The sequence below is a fragment of the Pectobacterium aroidearum genome (genome assembly GCF_041228105.1).
Taxonomy (GTDB): domain Bacteria; phylum Pseudomonadota; class Gammaproteobacteria; order Enterobacterales; family Enterobacteriaceae; genus Pectobacterium; species Pectobacterium aroidearum.
Genome location: NZ_CP166097.1, coordinates 2,834,083 through 2,852,929, shown reverse-complemented (window position 1 = coordinate 2,852,929; position 18,847 = coordinate 2,834,083). Strand labels below are relative to the sequence as shown.

At 48.2% G+C, this 18,847-nt stretch carries 20 protein-coding genes and 1 riboswitch; of the genes, 5 read left to right on the top strand and 15 right to left on the bottom strand.

Going from position 1 to position 18,847, the window contains the following annotated elements:
- Positions 1-159: 159 nt before the first annotated feature.
- From AB8809_RS13090 to kduI, 7 genes are all read right to left on the bottom strand, one after another.
- Entirely contained in the window at positions 160-1,449 is a 1,290-nt protein-coding gene (locus AB8809_RS13090; protein WP_180776878.1) for an ABC transporter substrate-binding protein, read from the bottom strand.
- Positions 1,450-1,464: 15 nt separating this feature from the next.
- Complete coding sequence (locus AB8809_RS13085; RefSeq protein WP_180776877.1) at positions 1,465-2,592, bottom strand: ABC transporter ATP-binding protein; 1,128 nt, start codon at positions 2,590-2,592, stop codon at positions 1,465-1,467.
- A 13-nt stretch (positions 2,593-2,605) separates the two neighbouring features.
- Complete coding sequence (locus tag AB8809_RS13080; RefSeq protein ID WP_010299968.1) at positions 2,606-3,511, bottom strand: carbohydrate ABC transporter permease; 906 nt, start codon at positions 3,509-3,511, stop codon at positions 2,606-2,608.
- The gene (locus tag AB8809_RS13075) at positions 3,504-4,394 is read right to left on the bottom strand and encodes a carbohydrate ABC transporter permease (protein WP_005968854.1); all 891 of its coding nucleotides are present in this window, start codon (positions 4,392-4,394) and stop codon (positions 3,504-3,506) included. Before AB8809_RS13075 ends, AB8809_RS13080 begins: the two co-directional genes overlap by 8 nt.
- Positions 4,395-4,440: 46 nt before the next feature.
- A complete protein-coding gene (gene pelW / locus AB8809_RS13070; protein WP_349856288.1) occupies positions 4,441-6,072 on the bottom strand; it encodes a pectate disaccharide-lyase PelW in 1,632 nt (543 codons plus the stop codon).
- 272 nt (positions 6,073-6,344) lie between these two features.
- Complete coding sequence (gene kduD / locus AB8809_RS13065) at positions 6,345-7,106, bottom strand: 2-dehydro-3-deoxy-D-gluconate 5-dehydrogenase KduD (protein ID WP_015840148.1); 762 nt, start codon at positions 7,104-7,106, stop codon at positions 6,345-6,347.
- Positions 7,107-7,187: 81 nt separating this feature from the next.
- The gene (gene kduI, locus AB8809_RS13060; RefSeq protein ID WP_349856287.1) at positions 7,188-8,024 is read right to left on the bottom strand and encodes a 5-dehydro-4-deoxy-D-glucuronate isomerase; all 837 of its coding nucleotides are present in this window, start codon (positions 8,022-8,024) and stop codon (positions 7,188-7,190) included.
- Between the two features lie 366 nt (positions 8,025-8,390).
- Between kduI and AB8809_RS13055 the strand changes: the two genes are divergently transcribed.
- Positions 8,391-8,723, top strand: a complete 333-nt coding sequence (locus AB8809_RS13055; protein ID WP_010275594.1) for a cupin domain-containing protein — start codon at positions 8,391-8,393, stop codon at positions 8,721-8,723.
- 99 nt (positions 8,724-8,822) lie between these two features.
- Here AB8809_RS13055 and hxpB read toward each other — a convergent pair whose 3' ends face one another.
- Positions 8,823-9,494 (bottom strand): hexitol phosphatase HxpB, encoded by a 672-nt coding sequence (gene hxpB / locus AB8809_RS13050; protein WP_015840150.1) that lies wholly within the window; start codon positions 9,492-9,494, stop codon positions 8,823-8,825.
- Positions 9,495-9,781: 287 nt separating this feature from the next.
- Between hxpB and AB8809_RS13045 the strand changes: the two genes are divergently transcribed.
- Positions 9,782-10,330 carry a YniB family protein gene (locus AB8809_RS13045; protein WP_015840152.1) on the top strand — a complete coding sequence of 183 codons (549 nt, stop codon included), beginning with the start codon at positions 9,782-9,784 and terminating at the stop codon, positions 10,328-10,330.
- Positions 10,331-10,409: 79 nt separating this feature from the next.
- Here AB8809_RS13045 and AB8809_RS13040 read toward each other — a convergent pair whose 3' ends face one another.
- The 5 genes from AB8809_RS13040 to AB8809_RS13020 form a co-directional block, all read right to left on the bottom strand.
- On the bottom strand, positions 10,410-11,270 hold the full coding sequence (locus tag AB8809_RS13040) for a fructosamine kinase family protein (protein WP_349856286.1): 861 nt from the start codon (positions 11,268-11,270) through the stop codon (positions 10,410-10,412).
- A 270-nt stretch (positions 11,271-11,540) separates the two neighbouring features.
- A complete protein-coding gene (locus AB8809_RS13035) occupies positions 11,541-12,398 on the bottom strand; it encodes a metal ABC transporter permease (protein ID WP_015840154.1) in 858 nt (285 codons plus the stop codon).
- On the bottom strand, positions 12,395-13,258 hold the full coding sequence (locus AB8809_RS13030) for a metal ABC transporter permease (RefSeq protein ID WP_180776874.1): 864 nt from the start codon (positions 13,256-13,258) through the stop codon (positions 12,395-12,397). The genes AB8809_RS13035 and AB8809_RS13030 overlap by 4 nt, the downstream gene beginning before the upstream one ends.
- Positions 13,258-14,148: a manganese/iron ABC transporter ATP-binding protein gene (locus tag AB8809_RS13025; protein ID WP_180776873.1), complete on the bottom strand. Its 891-nt coding sequence runs from the start codon at positions 14,146-14,148 to the stop codon at positions 13,258-13,260. Before AB8809_RS13025 ends, AB8809_RS13030 begins: the two co-directional genes overlap by 1 nt.
- Positions 14,145-15,059, bottom strand: coding sequence for a metal ABC transporter substrate-binding protein (locus AB8809_RS13020; protein ID WP_349856285.1), 915 nt, complete (start codon positions 15,057-15,059; stop codon positions 14,145-14,147). Before AB8809_RS13020 ends, AB8809_RS13025 begins: the two co-directional genes overlap by 4 nt.
- A gap of 949 nt (positions 15,060-16,008) precedes the next feature.
- On the opposite strand from AB8809_RS13020, the gene AB8809_RS13015 reads away from it, so the two are divergent.
- From AB8809_RS13015 to rlmA, 3 genes are all read left to right on the top strand, one after another.
- Positions 16,009-16,125, top strand: a complete 117-nt coding sequence (locus AB8809_RS13015; RefSeq protein ID WP_085996916.1) for a DUF2627 domain-containing protein — start codon at positions 16,009-16,011, stop codon at positions 16,123-16,125.
- A gap of 41 nt (positions 16,126-16,166) precedes the next feature.
- On the top strand, positions 16,167-16,376 hold the full coding sequence (gene cspE / locus AB8809_RS13010) for a transcription antiterminator/RNA stability regulator CspE (RefSeq protein ID WP_005968829.1): 210 nt from the start codon (positions 16,167-16,169) through the stop codon (positions 16,374-16,376).
- A 107-nt stretch (positions 16,377-16,483) separates the two neighbouring features.
- The gene (gene rlmA / locus AB8809_RS13005; protein WP_349856284.1) at positions 16,484-17,314 is read left to right on the top strand and encodes a 23S rRNA (guanine(745)-N(1))-methyltransferase; all 831 of its coding nucleotides are present in this window, start codon (positions 16,484-16,486) and stop codon (positions 17,312-17,314) included.
- 63 nt (positions 17,315-17,377) lie between these two features.
- Here rlmA and mntP read toward each other — a convergent pair whose 3' ends face one another.
- On the bottom strand, positions 17,378-17,950 hold the full coding sequence (mntP, locus tag AB8809_RS13000) for a manganese efflux pump MntP (RefSeq protein WP_015840159.1): 573 nt from the start codon (positions 17,948-17,950) through the stop codon (positions 17,378-17,380).
- 25 nt (positions 17,951-17,975) lie between these two features.
- Positions 17,976-18,178, bottom strand: a riboswitch (yybP-ykoY riboswitch).
- A 197-nt stretch (positions 18,179-18,375) separates the two neighbouring features.
- Entirely contained in the window at positions 18,376-18,834 is a 459-nt protein-coding gene (locus AB8809_RS12995) for a DUF986 family protein (RefSeq protein ID WP_349856283.1), read from the bottom strand.
- Between the last annotated feature and the right edge of the window lie 13 nt (positions 18,835-18,847).

The following is an 18,847-nucleotide window of genomic DNA, read 5'->3' as shown; positions in this document are numbered from 1 at the left end:
TACGTTCTGTGATCGAGATCGTCTTGAGTAACAAAAAGTAAAATGGGGTTTCAAATTGTGAGGGAGATCGAATTGAATATCGCGGTTGTTTTAATTTAAATGAAAAATCCCTGCCGTCAGTGCGGCAGGGATGAATTACAGGGTAAATCGAGTACTACATTATTTCATTGCGCGTTTCAGAATACGCTCAGATTGACGCTGGAAGTATTTCGCTGCGTCTTCCACAGATTTCTGACCGTAATCGATAGACTGGATGGTATCACCAAACAGAGAAACGATTTGTGGATCGTCGAAATAAGGAGAAACGGCAACGTCATGTGGCAGAGACAGCGCCAGTTTCAACCCGGCAACCGCTGGTGCATCGTCTTTGATTACGCCATCAGCAGTCAGCTGAGCAACAGCCGCTTTACTCAACGGAACACCACGTTCCAGACCCAGAGCCTGAGCACCTTCTTTACTGTTCAGCAGGAAATTGATCAGCTGAGCAGACTCTTTAGGATACTTAGTCGATTTACCGATAGACAGCATCTGTGCAGGTTTGAAGAACAAGCCGGCATCTTTCGCGCCTGGCAGCATTGGGTAGCTACCCAATTCCAGTTTTGCTGGTGGTTGCAGGTTGTCAGAGTACTTGGTAATGGTGGAGTTCCACATGTAAGTACCAGACCACTCGCCGTTGATCCATGGCTTCATTTCATACATGTTGCTCTTGCCGAAAGAGGCATAGTACTTAGCATCAGGCATGACATGGCTGTCGATCAGTTTTTTATACATGCCAAAGAATTCAGCCCATTGCGCATCGGTATAGGCGAATTTCTGACCTTTTACATCAATCGCTGGAATGTTGTACTTCTGAACCATATAAGAGTTCAGCAGTGCCAGAGAATCCTGGTGTTCCAATACGATAGGGTAGTATTGGTCGCCCAGTTTCTCTTTGAACACTTTACCGGCGTTCAGCAGTTCGTCCCACGTTTTCGGATATTCCAGACCGGCTTTTTTCCAGCTTTCGGTATTGAAATAGAACACGCGAGCAGTAACGGAAATCGGAATACCGTTCAGTTTGCCGTTGACCGTGGTGTTTTGCAGTTCTTTGGATTCGAACTGGGTCAGATCCAGAGAATCTTTAACCTTGTTCAGATCGTAAAAACCATCGCCGTTTTTAGAGAAAATCGGCAGCCAGTTCCAGTTGGTCTGCATCACATCTGGCTCGGTATTACCGGCAATCTGCGTTGTCAGACGAGACAGGTGACCATCCCAGCCCGTGTATTCCGCTTTAACGGTGATGTTTGGATGCTGCTTATGGAACTCTTCAATGGCTTTGAGCGTCTGCTGGTGACGGCTGTTGCCGCCCCACCAGGACATTCTCAATTCCACATTATCAGCGGCTAAAGACGGCATTGCCACTAACGCCAGAGATGAAGCTATTAACGTGTGTAGGATCGCTTTTTTCATCGGTTACTACTCCTGTTAAAGAGAGATATTTTTTTCTGTTTTTGCATCAAAAATATGGCATTTTTCCATGTCGAACTGGAAATATACCGGACGATGCAGTCCCTTCTCGATAATCAGCCGACCTTCGTCATAAGGAATGCGGCTGGTTAATTCAAAGCCATCGACTTTAATGTACATAAAGAATTCGTGACCCATGTTTTCTACGCGAACCAGCTCACCCTGTGAGTGGCTGCCTTCAAATGGCGTATCTGACACGGAAACATAGTCTGGACGAACACCGAAGAATACGTCTTGTCCGATATAGCTGCGGACTTTGTCTTGCTTTGCACTGCTTAATACCAGCGCGTTATTACCCACAACAACGCCAACCTGACCGTCTTTCTCGACCAGTTTGCACGGCTTAATGTTCATTTCTGGTGAGCCAATGAAGCCAGCAACGAACATGTTGACAGGGAAGTGGTACAGGTTATCTGGTGTGTCGACCTGCATGATGTGACCGAGTTTCATCACGCAGATACGGTCACCCATGGTCATGGCTTCAGTCTGATCGTGGGTAACATATACGCTTGTCGCCGCTTTGCCGCTTTTCTTCAGCTGCTTATGCAGGTCGGAAATACGGATACGCATGGAAGCACGCAGTTTGGCATCCAGGTTTGACAACGGTTCGTCAAACAGGAACACATCTGGTTTTTTAACGATGGCGCGGCCTACGGCCACACGCTGTGCCTGACCACCAGACAACTGGCGCGGCAGACGATCCATCAGTTCTTCCAGCTCCAGAATTTTGGCGGCTTCAGCTACCTGCGCTTCAATTTGCTCTTTAGGAAGTTTGCTCAGCTTCAGACCAAACGCCAGGTTCTCTTTTACCGTCATGTGAGGGTAGAGGGCATAGTTCTGGAACACCATTGCAATCCCACGCTCTTTTGGCGCCAGATTGTTAACAACGCGCTCACCGATGCGAACTTCACCGCCGCTAATGGTTTCCAGACCTGCCAGCATGCGCAGCGTGGTGGATTTCGCACAGCCAGACGGGCCGACGATAACCATGAATTCGCCGTCTTTAATCGTCAGGTCGATGCCGTGAACAGCTTTGAAACCGTTGGAGTATACTTTTTCCAGTTTATTGAAAATAACTTCAGCCATGATAAATCCTCTATTAACCTTTAATTCCGCTGCTGGTCACGCCTTGTACGAAGTAGCGCTGTGCCAGGAAGAAAACAATAATGGATGGCAGAATGGAGATGCTGGACATGGCCAGAATTTCATTCCACGGAGCGCCTTCAGTAACGTCGATAGACATTTTCAGCGCCAGCGCAATCGGATATTTATCCACGCTATAAACATAAATCAGCGGACCGATGAAGTCGTTCATTGACCACATGAACTGGAACAGCGCAACAGAGATGATGGCTGGTTTCAAAATCGGCACGACCACATACCACAGAACCTGGAAAGAGTTACAACCATCGATCTGGGCCGCTTCTTCCATATCACGTGGTACACCACGCAGAAACTGGATCAGCATGAACACAAAGAACCCTTGTGTTGCAAACGCTACCGGCAAGTACAGTGGCAGATAGCTGTTCAGCATGCCCATTTCACGGAACATAAGGTACTGAGGAATCAGCAACACGGTGCTTGGTAGCAGCATGGTGGCAATCAGCGTGGCAAACCAGAAATTCTTCCACGGAATGTCAAAGCGAGCGAAACCATAAGCCACAATCACCGAGGAGATGACGGTCAGAACCACTTTCGGAATCACATACTGGAAAGTGTTAATCATGTAGTGACCGAAATTGTATTCCGTACCGGTTTTCCAACCGTTAACGAAACCGTCCCAGGTGGCGTGAGCAGGCCACAGACCCAACGTAGTGAAGATCTCATGGTTCGGTTTGAACGACGCCGAGAACATCCACGCCAATGGATAAAGCATCAGTAAACCAACAAACAGCAGTATCACGTAACGGATAGCGGCACTGAGTTTTTCTTTACGCAGCGTGCGGCGTACTTCTGCAGCAGCAACTTCTTGTGCTGTAGTCAGGTTTGAATGCATGTCAGCCATTTTTTCCTCCTTTATCAGCGGAGTAGAACACCCAGTATTTCGACGACTTAAAGGAGATAGACGCAAATACTGCAACAACCAGGAACAGAACCCATGCCAACGCAGCACCGTAACCCATATCGAAATACTTGAACGCCGTATCGTAGATATAGAGCGAGAACAGGTAGGTGTAGTGTGTTGGACCGCCGCCAGTGATGACGTAAGGCGCCGTAAACTCCTGGAATGCCTGAGTGGTCTGCATGATAAAGTTAAAGAAGATAACTGGTGTAATCAGCGGTACCGTTACTTTCAGGAACATTTGCCATTTGGATGCGCCATCGATCATTGCCGCTTCATACTGTGATTGCGGAACGTTCTGCAATGCAGCCAAGAAGATAACCATCGCGGAACCGAACTGCCATACGCGCAACAGTGTTACCGACATCAGTGCCAGAGACGGTTCGCCCAGCCAGTTGATGGCGTCAAAGCCAAACACGCCGAGGAAGCTGTTTAACAAACCATCGATGGCGAACAGTGCACGCCACAATACGGCGATTGCCACGCTGCTGCCCAGAATAGAAGGCACATAGTAAGCAGTACGGAAGAAACCGATACCACGCAATTTGAAATTAAGTACAAACGCAATTAACAGCGCGAAGATTAATTTCAATGGAATGGTCAGAAATACATAGGCAAAGGTAACGCCCATTGATTTCCAAAAGAGGTCATCCTCCAGGAACATGCGGTGATAGTTTTCTAGTCCCGTAAATTCAGGCGGATTTATCAAATCATACTCAGTAAAACTGAGGATAAATGACGAAACAAAGGGGAAAGCGGTAAAAACTATCAGCCCTATAATATAGGGGGAGATATAGGCTAACCCCAGCATTCTGTTTTCATTCATAATGCTTACCTATTGATTAATTGTGAACCATTAAAAAAACATAAAATTAAGCTGTTAATAACTCTGGATAAATTAATTCCACGTCATAAACAATTCTATTTTCCCCGTTAACGTGAAAATCACCGTGAACATATCCACCCTGTGTCAGGTACGGCGGGATATCGTTTAATTTGTTGCGACAAGCGGCAACGAAAGTCAGTAAAGCCAGCGGATAGGTATCATCCAGACGAACATAACGATGCTGTGCGGAGCGAACAAACAGACCACGATGGAAATGTTGTTCAAACAAAACGTCAGCCAACTGCGCGGCGTAATGTGCCCAAGATTCTGATTGCTTGTGATCGGCCAGTTCGATGACGGTTAACAACAGTAACGGGCTGGCGATGGATTGAATATCTTCTTTATTCAGTCGCGTCAGCATGGTGTTAACCAGTGCGTACAGGTCCTCATCACCGCTCAGGCGATAAGCCCGAACCAGCGGTAATAAATAATCACCTTCTAATGCGAACGGTTTTAACTCCGTTCCTGCTTTGCCGTAGTAGCCATCACGTTTAAAACGGTAGCCTGTCATGTCCTGACCGTTGTTCCACATCGGGCGCAGCGTATTGCTGGTGACATCATAAGCGTATTGGTAGTAATTTTTTAACCCTGAAATAACCCAATCCAGTATTTCGGCATCAGGTTGCGTGCGGAGAATATCCAGCATTGCCAGTGGGTTATCAATCAGCAGGGGGCGCATATCGCGGAACAGCACATTGGCTTCACGCGCGATTTTACCGAACTCCGGACCAAACTGGCGTTGTGCGCGATCGCCAAACCAAGACTGCGTCTGGTTGTCATCTTCCGGCACCGGCTGGCGCTGCTGTGGTGAACTGAACTGATACACGGGCATACCGGTTTCTGGGTTGCGCGCCAAAACGTATTGGCGATAAAGGTGTTTCCCCCAGGCTGCGGCGTGGCTGTCGCCCGTGTATTCTGCATATTTGAATGCGGCGTAAATCAGGTCTGTGCCTGCATTAACAAAAGTCAGCCCCTTGGTTAATGGCAGAACAGGCCACTGCGCCGGATCGACGACATCATGGCGGGCATGCAGGAAAACATTTGGGTCGCGTTTCTTGCTGTAATCGCCATGGCGGCCCAGATCCAGTGAATCCCAGTCTTCAACGTGCGCGTTCCAGAACCCCTGAAAGAAGTTCAGCGTCTTTTCCGCATTCACATGATGTAACAGCGCATAATAGGGCAGGTGGTGCTTTAATTCGTGCACCTGAGCTTTAGATTCTGGACCTTCACCGTCCAGCGTATCCAGATTAATAAAACGGTGGCCGCCCCAGTAGAATAGGCCGCTATTATCATCAACGAAGTGATCCAGGAAATATTCGCTTTGTGCGATAGCATGCTGCAGGTAACTATCATTACCTGTAACCACGCTCATAGCGCACAGCGTTCTTAACCAATTTTGCTGGCTGGCAAAATTAGAAATAGGTGCGCTATGGCCATCCGGAAATTGCCACATTACTGGTGCATAATTTTCCACATCAAAACCGTCAGCCAATAATAGCGTCGGCTTAGTTTGGCTACGGCCTTTATCCTGCACACAGGCAATATGACTATCAAGTGCTGCAACCCATTCGTCGAGCTGCGATTTCCTGCTGGTGTATAAGTTTTCAAAAATACTCATGGAGTACCTTCTTATGGAACCGTGGAACAGTTCCTTATAAATAGAAACACTGTTTTGATTGATTATATTGCGCTATTAACCTTGTCGTCATGCACGCAATATCGAAAGTGTGATCAAAGTCGGAACGTTGTTTTGATTTTTTTTAAGAAAGGATTGTGGCAGGAGAAAGAATCGTAAAAAGAGAAATAACAGGTTGAAAAATAAATAAAAAGCACAACCGAAATTGTGCTTTTTATCGTAAGTTGGCGAAATGCCGCTAAGAAAAACTGCGCTTAGCGAGCCAGCCAGCCGCCATCAACAGCAATCGTGTAACCGTTGATGTAGTCAGATGCGCTGGAAGCCAGGAATACTGATGGGCCCATCAGGTCCTGCGGTAAGCCCCAGCGACCTGCCGGGATACGATCCAGAATTTCTTTACTGCGTTCTTCATCGGCGCGCAGCTGCTGGGTATTGTTGGTAGCCATATATCCCGGTGCAATTGCGTTGACGTTGATACCGTGTTTTGCCCATTCGTTCGCCATCAAACGAGTGATGCCCATAACGGCGCTTTTTGACGCAGTATAAGAAGGTACGCGGATACCACCCTGGAAGGACAGCATAGAAGCGATGTTGATGATCTTGCCGCCTTTACCTTGTTTTATGAACTGGCGCGCAACGGTCTGAGACATAAAGAACACGCTCTTAATGTTCAGGTTCATTACGTCGTCCCAGTTTTTCTCGCTGAAATCGATCGCATCTTCACGACGGATGATACCGGCGTTGTTGACCAGGATGTCAACGTGGCCAAATTCAGCAACGGCTTTTTCTACCAGTTCAGCATGACCAGCGACGTTGCTCATGTCAGCGGTCAGGCTCAGGAAACGGCGTCCCAGTGCAGTGACTTTTTCGATGGTGTCTTTCGGTTCAACGATGTTGACGCCGACGATATCACAACCGGCTTGTGCCAGACCGATAGCCATACCCTGACCCAAACCCGTATCACAACCAGTGATAAGAGCAACTTTACCTTGCAAATCAAAAGAATTTAAAATCATATCTCTAATCTCTCTATAAGCGACAATAATTAGTCGTTAGCTGTTACTGTAGGGAACACCGGTAATTCCGGTTGAAAGCGATTAACGTAACTCGCTAACCTTGACGTGATCCATGTCACCGAAAACCTGATTCTCGCCAACCATGCCCCAGATGAAGGTGTAGCGTCTGGTGCCAACACCGGAATGAATCGACCAGCTCGGTGAAATCACCGCCTGCTCGTTTTTTATAACTATGTGACGGGTTTCCTGCGGTTGACCCATCATGTGGAAAACGGCCGTTTCATCGTCCATGTCAAAATAGAAATAGACTTCCATTCGGCGCTCATGCGTATGGCAAGGCATGGTGTTCCATAGGCTGCCTTCGGCCAGCTTGGTTAATCCCATTGTGAGCTGGCAGGTCAGCAATACATCGGGAACGATGTATTTATTAATTGTACGGCGATTGCAACTGGCATCTTCACCCACAGTTTGTGGTGAGGTGTCAGCCTGAGTAATCTTGCGGGTAGGGTATGTCGTATGTGCTGGCGCGCTGTTGTAGTAGAACTTGGCGGGATTAGCCGCATCGGCGCTGGTAAATTGCACGTCTTTCACGCCCATACCAACATAGATTGCTTCCTCATTACCCACGTCATAGCGTTCGCCATCGACAGTCACGATGCCTGCGCCGCCAATGTTGATGGCGCCGAATTCGCGGCGTTCCAGGAAATAGCTGACGCCGAGTTGTTTGCCCACTTCACCGCCAATCGTCACGGCGCTGTGTACGGGCATAATGCCACCGACGATGATTCGGTCGATGTGGCTATAGGTCATAGTGTAGGCATCGGCAGAAAAAATCTGCTCGATCAGAAATTCACGACGTAGGCCGGCGGTATCCAGTTGCTTCGCGTGATCGCTGTGAATGCTTTGACGAACTTGCATTGCTTAGCCTCTCTTTCAGAGAAAAACAAAAATCAGGCGCGATTCCTGAAGCAGGAATCATTCCTGGTGAAAGCGCCGGGCGAAACAGATGATGTTGCGTGGCAGTGACAACGTCACCTGTTCCTCAACGTGCCCGGTTCTTTCTTGTTATGCGGGATGATAGTTTGGATGGGATGTGAATTCAATAAAAATGAAATAATGTTTTATTTATTTCTTGAGGGCCGTCATGGTTTTGCTTATTTTATGTTTCTTCTGGTACTGATGTGGCTAAAATGTCGCAATCCATAGTCATACACTCGTTGTCGTGCACGGTTTGTTGACGCAATAGAAGGTATGGGCAATACAAGCGTTAGAGGAGAGATGATAATGAGAAGATACTTTATTGATGATGAAACCCCGTGGGAAGAGCTGGGCGGTGGCATTAAACGTAAGATCATGACCTGGAGCGATGAGCTGATGATGGTCTACGTGCACTTTGATAAAGGTGCCATCGGTACGCCGCACTTTCATGAAATTCACGATCAGATTGCTTATGTTGCCGCTGGCAGCTTTGAAGTCGTGATCGAAGGTGAAAAACGTATCCTGAAAACCGGCGACGCCTATCTGGCGGTGAAAAACGAGATGCACGGCGTGGTCTCGCTGGAAGATGGCAGCGTTCTGATCGATGCTTTCTCGCCTAAGCGCGCTGATTTCCTGTAATACCTAAAGTGTGGTCAGTCGATTGGCTGACCACACTTTCGTTATATCCTGCAATGTTTGTTTTCTATTCTTTCGCTTCTTTATTCCTACATTAAATTCCTACACTAGCAGCAGGTGTTCAGCGGTCAGCTGATTCAGGGAGTCCAGCTTATAATCGGCTAACGCCCATCGTGCATCAGCGCGGAATTCGGCCTGCGGAATAACGATTGAACGCATGCGTGCTGCCTTGGTGGCGATCATGCCATTCACCGAATCTTCCAGCGTCACGCATTGCGTGGGGGAAACGCCGAGCGCGTTTGCTGCATTCAAATACACTTCAGGATGCGGTTTGCTATACGGCAGCGCTTCGGCTGACATTAAGACATCAAAGTAGTGATCCAGGTTAAACATGCGCAGCACCTGCTGCTGCATATGGAGCGGTGACGCGGAAGCCAGCCCAATTTTGAGATTCTGTTCACGGCATAGTTGAAGTGCATGCTCGACACCGGGCAGAAGCGGGCGTTGTTCGGCAACGAGTTCGATGGCGCGATCGATAATACGGCGAACAACCTCGTCCCGGCTTGGTGTCGTCCAGGGTGAGTGCTGATACCAAAGTTCAACAACCATATCGATGCGCAGGCCCAGCGTGTCTTTCATTGTGTGTCGCAATGAAATATCAACGCCCAGCGAAGCGATCACCTCCAGCTCTGCTTTATCCCACAACGGTTCTGAATCAATCAGCAGCCCATCCATATCGAAAATCGCCGCTCGTATAGAAGAATCAAAGGACATACCACTGGCTCCGTCAGCAAAGAAAAAGGAAATTTAATGGTAAACTATACCCTAAAGAAGTCGAGTTGCAGGACAAAACGCGAAGCGTTTACCCATCAGGACAAATTTCACGGACGGGCGAGGAATACAGTCAATGCGCTCGCTGCTATATGAGAGGGGTAATGTCGTCATTGTGGCTTATCAGGCGGTGGGGGAGATAAAGTGTTGACTGCTCGTAAACTTACAGTAGGCTACCCGTCGTACTAAAACGATATATTACCGATGTGCGTCGCTAAGAAGGGGTTCTCATGACGTATCAACAGGCTGGCCGTATTGCCGTCGTTAAACGCATTGCCGGATGGATCCTTTTTATTCCCGCGCTGCTTTCAACTTTCGTCTCGCTGGCTAACTATCTCTACGCGTATACCCAGAAAAAACAGGGTATTGACGCTGTTCTCCTGGATTTTCTGCATTTGATGGTCGACATGGTGCGATTTAATACGCCTTTCCTGAACATTTTTTGGTTCAATTCGCCGGTGCCGGATTTTACGCGCTTTTTTAGTGCCGCGACGCTGATGTTTTGGCTGATCTACATCCTGATTTTTATTGGCCTGGCTTTGCAGGTTTCGGGTGCCCGGATGTCTCGTCAGGCGAAGGCAATAAAGGAAGGCATTGAAGATCAACTGATTCTGGAAAAGATGAAAGCGGATGGCGGGAACACGCGTGAGACGTTGGAATCACGTGTCATTGTTCCTGGGCATACGATTTTCGTGCAATTCTTTCCGCTTTATATCCTGCCGGTGATTATCGCTGGTGTGGGTTATCTGGTGCTGCGCTTGTTAGGGCTACCCGTCTGAATGACGGTCTGGCGCAATGGTTGCGCCAGACTCCGTATCCTTCCTGTCCCATCTCTCATCTTAGAACAAACGTCTCACCCTAGATTAACAACTGCCGCTCAATGAGTTGTTGCGCCTCAACGATATGTTTGCCGCCGAAAAGATTGGCGCGGTTAAGCAGATAATAAATTTGGTAAATAGGCTGGCGATCGATAAAGCCTTTATCCAGCGGCCATACGCTTTGGTAGCCATCATAAATTTGTGCGGGCAGGGCTGGGTAGCGCGGCAACATCGCCAAATCACATTCTCTGTCTCCCCAATAGCAGGCCGGATCGAACAGATAAGCGCCATCCTGGCTATTCGCACAGTTATCTGGCCACAGGTCGCCGTGCAAGAGCGACGGCTGTGGCTGATGCCCCGCCAGACGTTCTTCTACGCGTGCGATCAGCGTTTCAATGTGACCAAAATGCATCCCTTTTTCTGCTGCCAGCTGTAACTGCCATCCAATACGCTGTTCGGCAAAAAAGGTCGCCCAGCGCCGCTGCCAGCTGTTTGGCTGAGGCGTGGTTGAGAGATCGTTGTCGAAATCCAGTCCAAATTGCGGCTGGTCGCTCCATTGGTGCAGACGCGCTAACTGCTCGCCCAGACACCAGGCACTGTGGGCATCCAACGGTTTAACGGGCAGGAATTGCAGAAGCAGGAAGCTGTGATCGCGTGAACTACCGACACCGTAGACGGCTGGCACTCGCACGGTATTGCTGCGGCTCAGCAGGTGCAGTTGATCGGCTTCAGCGGTGAATTTAGCCAACATTTCACGACTATCGCATTTTACGAAGACGTCATGATCGCCGTAACGGACATACCAGGCTGGATGTATTTCCCCACCGGGCAGTTCGCTGTGTTCCTGAATATCCGCAGTACCGTGATGCTCTTCCAAAAGTCGGCTGATAGCTTGCCACATAAGGTCATCCTCCCGTTGATGTTGCCGATACCCTGCTATTCACTGGGGTGATTCGTTTACGGTAACCCATTGAGCGCAATAAAAATGGAATCTATAGCACACTGATAACAATAGGCGCAGATAGCGAGAAACAAGTATAGTCGGAATTAAAAATAGCGGGGTTAGGATAACGCCCCATCCGCCGGATGAAGGCAGAGAATCGTGATGAGTGACGTAACCGGCAGCGGTCTTCCGGTTACGTCATGCTCAGAGGCTTGCAGCGAGTAAGCGCTATAGCGCGTCAGTGACAACCTGAGACGCTGACTGACGACGCAGTTTTAGCTGGTGGTATGTCAGCGCCAGCGTGAAGAACAAGGCCTGAACGATAACGATGCAAGGGCCTGTCGCGCCATCGATATAGAAACTGATCAGCGTACCAGCGATACAGGAAATGACGGAAACCAGCGTGGCGACAAGCACCATACGCTCGAAGCGCTTGCAGACCATAAAGGCAATAATGCCCGGGGCAATCAGCATCGCAATCACCAGAATAACGCCGACAGCCTGTAGTGATGCAACAATCGTCATTGCTAGCAGGCTTAACAATCCATAGTGCAGCAGCTTAACGGGCAGGCCGATGACGCGCGCATGGTTGGGGTCGAAGCAGTACAGCATGAAATCTCGCCGTTTCAATAACACAATACCCAGCGTTACCCCGGCAATCAGCAAGATTTGCGTCAGCTCTTGCTGAGTGATGCCCAGTACGTTACCAAACAAGATATGGTTTAGATGCTGATCGGTATCGATACGCGCGAACATGACGAGCCCCAGAGCAAACATACCGGAAAAGATGATCCCCATTACCGTATCTTCTTTTACGCGGCTGTGTTCTTTCACGTATCCCGTTGCTACTGCACAAAAAATACCGGAAACGAAAGCGCCGATGACCAGCGGGATCCCCAGTAAAAATGCGACAACAATACCGGGCAGCACGGCATGGGAAATGGCGTCCCCCATTAGCGACCAGCCTTTCAGTACCAGATAGCACGACAGTACCGCGCAGACCGTACCAGTGACGACGGCGGCAAGTAACGCACGTTGCATGAAGGGATAGGTCAGTGGGTCAATTAACCAGCTCATCAGCGTCATAATGCATCTCCTGATTGATCGCGTAGCCGCAGGCGGCGCGATGCCAGTAACCCGTGCTTGGGGGCAAAGACAAACGCCAACAGGAAGACGACGGTTTGCAAGGTGACAATCACGCCGCCAGTTGCGCCATCAAGGAAAAAGCTCAGATACGCACCCACGGCGCTGGTAATGGCGCCCAGTGCAATAGATATCACAACCAGACGACCAAACCGATCGGTGAGCAGGTAAGCGGTGGCACCCGGTGTAATCACCATTGCGATTACCAAAATCGCCCCGACGGTTTGCAACGCCGCGACAGTACAGGCGCTCAACAGCGTAAAGAACAGAATTTTCAGCTTTAGCGGAGAAAGGCCAATCGAACGGGCGTGATTTTCATCGAAGAACACGGCCAGCAGATCTTTCCACAGCAGGCAGAGAATCAGGAACGTTACACCAATGATGATTTCAACTTGCAGAATATCTTCGTCGGCAATGCCCAAAATATTGCCGAAAATGATGGATTGCACGTTAACCGATGTCGGATTAAGCGAAATGATCAGCAGACCGACAGCGAAAAACGTTGAGAAAATAAAACCGATAATCGCATCTTCGCGCAATCGGGTAATGTGACGGATGAGGGTCATCGCCAGCGCGGCGAGCATTCCGGTAAAAAATGCCCCCGCCGCGTAGGGCAGGCCCAATGCATAGGCACCTGCAACACCGGGAACGACAGAGTGGGAGAGCGCATCGCCCATCAGCGACCAGCCTTTCAGCATCAGGTACGCTGAAAGAAAAGCGCATACGCCGCCGACAATCGCGCTGACCCAGATCGCTTTGACCATGTAGTTATAGCTGAATGGCTGCAACAGGATATCGATCATCAGGGCTGCTTCTCCTCCGGTATTGTACGTGACGCTGGAGGATCGCTCTTGGTCGAACCGTAGAACACAGCCGGACGTTCATCGTCTGTCAGCACTGTCACCGAGCGGACATCGTCATCATCGTGAAGATGAGATCCGCCAAGGTTGATGTGTCGTAGAACGCCACCGAACGTTTTCTCCAAATTGCTTTGTGTGAAGGTACTGTGCGTCGGCCCGGCGGCTAAAACGGTACGATTGACCAAAATAACGTTGTCGCAAAACTCGGGAACGCTGCCAAGGTTATGGGTTGCCACCAGAATCAAATGGCCTTCATCGCGCAACGTGCGTAGCAGATCGATAATGGCGTTCTCTGTTTTAACGTCTACGCCGGTGAAAGGTTCATCCAGCAGTAACACGCTGCCTTGTTGAGCCAGTGCCCGCGCCAGAAATACCCGTTTTTTTTGACCGCCGGAGAGTTCACCGATTTGGCGATGTTGCAGCGTCGATAGCCCAACGCGTTCCAATGATTCCGCGACAATGGTGCGATCCTGTTTACTCGGGATGCGCAGGAAATTCATCCGTCCGTAGCGTCCCATCATGACAACATCGGACACCAGAACGGGAAAATTCCAGTCTACATCCTCTGTTTGTGGAACATAGGCAACCAGATTCTGTTTTAGCGCCTGATAGATCGGCTGCTGGTTGAGCAGTACCTGCCCAGAGGTAGGCTTGACTAACCCCATGATGCTTTTGAACAGCGTCGATTTTCCACTGCCGTTTACGCCAACCAAGGCGCAAATCGTACCGCCGGTCAGGGAAAATGAGGCGTGGCGAATAGCTTGATGCCCGTTGCTGTAAGTAACCGAAACATCATTGACTTCTAATGACTGTACTGCTCGATCGCTACTCATTGATTAAATCCTTTCGCGATGGTTTCCACCGTCACTTGTAACAGGTCGATATAGGTTGGCACAGGGCCTTTTTCTGTAGACAACGAATCAACATATAGTACGCCGCCATATTTAGCCCCCGTTTCCTTGCTGACCTGTTTGGCTGGTTTATCGGAAACGGTACTTTCGCTGAATACCACAGGAATAGATTTTTCGCGCACGGTATCGATAACCCGACGCACTTGCTGCGGAGAGCCTTGCTCGTCGGCATTGATTGGCCAGAGGTAGACCTCATTGAACTGATAATCCTTCGTCAGATAGCTGAAGGCGCCTTCACTGGTGACTAACCAACGTTGTTGTTCTGGAATGCGGGAAAGACGCTCACGCAGCGGTGCGTCGAGAGCCTTAATTTTTTCTGCATAGGCTTTGGCATTACGATTATATGTCTCTGCATTAGCAGGATCGGCTTGCACCAGGCCTTTGCGGATATTTTCAATATAGATTAATGCATTGGAGGGAGACATCCAGGCATGCGGGTTTGGGTTGCCATTATAAGCACCTTCGCGAATTGGAAGCGGCGTGATGCCTTCCGTTACCACAACGGCGGGCACATTTTTCACGTTTTCAAAAAAGCGCGTAAACCAGCGCTCAAGATTCATTCCGTTCCACAGTACCAACTGCGCAGACTGTGTTTTCACAATATCGCGCGGTGTCGGTTGATAATCATGAATCTCGGCACCGGGTTTGGTGATGGACTCGACGGTCGCGGCATCGCCTGCAATATTCTGTGCGATATCCTGAATGATGGTAAAGGTGGTGATGACTTTAAGCTTTTCAGCCGCCTGAGCGGAGGTACCGGCTAAAAGCAGTAACGTGCACGGCAGTGCGATGCGACGAAACAGGGCGGGTAAACGGGCGTGAAAACCAATCATGCGGATATCCTTACAAACCGTGAAAGTGTTACTTGAGAATAATTATCAATATCATTTAAGTCAAGAGGCAGAGAAGGGCAGGGAGGCAATATTGGAGGGTGTCTCATGACACAATAAATCACTGTTCGCAGGCTCGTTGCACGCGCTTGCGCGGGTAAGGAACGCATCATGCTCCTTTAGTAACAGAAATGTTGCTTTAATTTAATGAATCGTACTTAAGGTTACAACGAAAGTCTAACGGTAACGGTAGTGAACTGTCGCGCGACTATACATAGTTATACACATGGTGAAATTTACGCCAAAAAAAGAGATAAATCTGATGTAACCTTAAGAAAATAACGGTAGCTGCCGATAAACCATAAAGAATGTGAGAGATGTCTCTATTTTATACGAAAGGATTGTAAGTGATATGAGCACAAAATCAGAACGACGTTGGAAGCTGGCAAGTTTGGTCCTATTGACTTTTTTAATGGCATTATTAGTGTTGTTGGTTCAAACAAGTTAATTCCTGACGTAACGAAAGGTTAGGTTATAAATAATTTCTATTATGTAATGTATTAATGCAAAAGATATAGATAGCATAAAAATGGCAATCGATTTTAAGCATTGATATAAGCAGCGACTGCTATCGGGCACGCGTGTTGTTAGTGTTCAATATCTCTTCATAGTCGCCCGCCAATTATAGCTTTTTGTTATGATTACTGGTGCGACTGTGTCAGAAATGCGACGGTTGTCGCGTATTTTTTTGCATAATAGAATCCAGTGAGCGCTTATTGTACGGGGGCAGAAGCAACCTCTGAATATAGGCGCCAGCTAACCTTATCGTGTATTAATGAATCAGGGATGACGTGAATTTGTGCGGCATGTCCACGACTGATAAAAAAGGCCTTGCCATTGATTACATAGTGTGTAATAACGCTTCTGGGTAAAACGAGGTACAGTTCTGTATATGAATGGCATTTTCAGTAAAGAAGACTTAAGTACAACCTTTAGCGTTGCATGCTGCTTCTCTGCCGATCCTTATCTTAGTGCCTCAAGCAGTAACGACTTTGGTTTGTCTGTATAACGCCTTTTTGGCGGTTTAAACAATTAAAGGAAATATTTGAAATGGCAAAGATTAAAGGTCAGGTTAAGTGGTTCAACGAGTCTAAAGGCTTTGGTTTCATCACTCCTGCTGACGGCAGCAAAGATGTATTCGTACACTTCTCTGCAATTCAAGGCAACGGCTTCAAAACTCTGGCTGAAGGCCAGAACGTAGAATTCGAAATTCAGGATGGCCAGAAAGGTCCTTCCGCAGTAAACGTCACTGCGCTGTAATTTTACAGCTCTGTTGCAAAACCCGCCATGGTGCGGGTTTTTTGTTGTCTGCGTTTTATCTTTACCCGTGACGCAATAAAGATGTTTTTAATGAGGAAAATGTGCCGATGAGTTATCAGTGTCCGCTATGCCAGTTACCTCTGGAGCGACACCCGCGGCAATGGACGTGTGGTAAACATAGCTTTGACTGTGCGAAAGAAGGGTACGTTAACCTGTTGCCAGTGCAGTTTAAGCGTTCAAAACAGCCTGGCGACAGTGCCGAAATGATGCAGGCGCGGCGCAGTTTTCTGGAAGCCGGTCACTATCAACCGCTACGCGACGCCGTGGCACAACACGTTGATACTATTGTGGCAAGTGACGCTACTGCACTGTTGGACATCGGCTGTGGCGAAGGATATTACACCGCGGAGCTGGCGCATCGTCTCACCTCGCACAGAACGATGACGGTCTACGGACTGGATGTATCCAAAGCGGCGATTCAGCGTGCGGCAAAGCGGTATGAAAATGTTGAGTTTTGCGTTGCATCCAGCCAGAGACTGCCTTTTAGCGACGCATCCCTTGATGCAGTGGTAAAAATCTACGCGCCGTGTAATGACGCTGAGCTACAGCGCACCATTAAGGTGGGTGGTTGGGTCGTGACGGTGTCTCCGGGGCCGCGACACCTTTATCAACTGAAAGCGGAAGTCTACGATGAGGTGTTATTACACCCGAGTAAAGATGAAGTGCTCGCTGGCTTTCAGCTTATGGATCAGCAAACGCTCGCGTACCCGATGCAGTTATCCGGGAACGAGGCTGCCGCACTATTGCAAATGACGCCTTTTGCCTGGCGGGCAACGCCAGACGTTAGCGAGCGATTGCGAGCGACTGCCGTATTTAGTTGTGAAACGGATTTTATTATTCGCTTGCATCAGCGTGTTGATAGCGTCGTCGTCGCTTAATTAAACAGAATAAAAAACGGGCAGCGCGATAGTCGGGCTGCCCGTTAGTGTAGGTGTGTTTTATCAGGCGGCGTAGCCGAGATGCTCATACAGGATATTACAGCCGATACCAATCAGAACCAGCCCACCCATCACTTCTGCTTTTTTACCAAGAATTGGGCCAATATAGCGGCCAATCATCATTCCAAGCGTAACCATAATCATAGTGGCGCAACCAATCACCATCGCAGTATGGAGAATATTGACCTGAAGGAAAGCCAGACCGACGCCGATGGCCATGGCATCCAGACTGGTGGCAATAGCCGTGCAGACCAGCAGCGCCAGGCTATGATTTTTGACTTTTTCGCAGCGACAGTCTGAAGAACCTTTGAATCCTTCAACGACCATACGTCCGCCTAAGATCAGTAAGAGCGTAAAGGCAACCCAGTGATCCCACTCGAGAATATATTGGCTGGCAAAGAAACCAAGTGCCCAACCGATGAGCGGGGTGATAGCTTCAATAACGCCGAAAATGAGACCAGTACGAATGGCATCACGGAAACGAGGATTATGCAGGACGGCACCTTTACCGATTGACGCGGCGAAGGCATCCATTGACATACCAAATGCTAGGATAAGTGTTGCTGACATATTCATTGTAAATAGCCTCGGCTGGACGATTAACCATATACACGCAGATCATCCCCAACCCGAACGACGATCTTACGTGTCTATGGTCTCGCCTGCCAATCACGCTTGGCCGCCCGCACCACGTTCATGCTCCTGTAAATTAGGAGATAAAACGAGTATGTTGATACGAGCATTTCTGATTAGTTCGGTGAATATTAATTAATCAGAAATCGGCTACTCCCCAATGACGGCGCAACCTTACCATATTATTTATGCAGTAAACAACACTAAAAGTTTTACGTGTTAATAATGCAATTGATAATTATTTTCATTTGATTGCTGAAATCGACTAATCGTATAAAATAACGACAAGGTTATTGGGGTTAAAATACCACCAGGAAACCAGGTGTATATTGTTGGCTATTTTAAATAATTTGCCTGATAAGCTTACCTCATTGATTCTCAATCATAAATTTATATATCTTTTCTAAATCATCAAGCTGCGTAACCTGTATTAATAAACGGCGTTTTTCAAGAGCAATGACTAATACGCCATCCTCAGATAAATTCATATTTTTAATTCTGGTATAAGGAATGAATATATTTGCATAAAAGAAACCGGTTGATTTAAAAACCAGTTTAGGTCGACGAATATAAGTCAGATAACACGCCATGAAAGCGAGAGAAATCAAAAGATAGGTAGTGAGAATAGCGCCATTACTCATCACATTTTGATAAATAAGAATCCCCACTAAGCCGATAAAAATCAGCGTATCGAGCCGATTCGTCCGTTTCAGCGGGACGAAGAGCAACGTTTTCCCTTTGCGTTTATCTATGATGAACTCATCATAGATGGCGTAAATCAACGCTAATGCAATCAACACGACCAGCGCGATATCTGTCATTGTCATTCGTATTACCCTT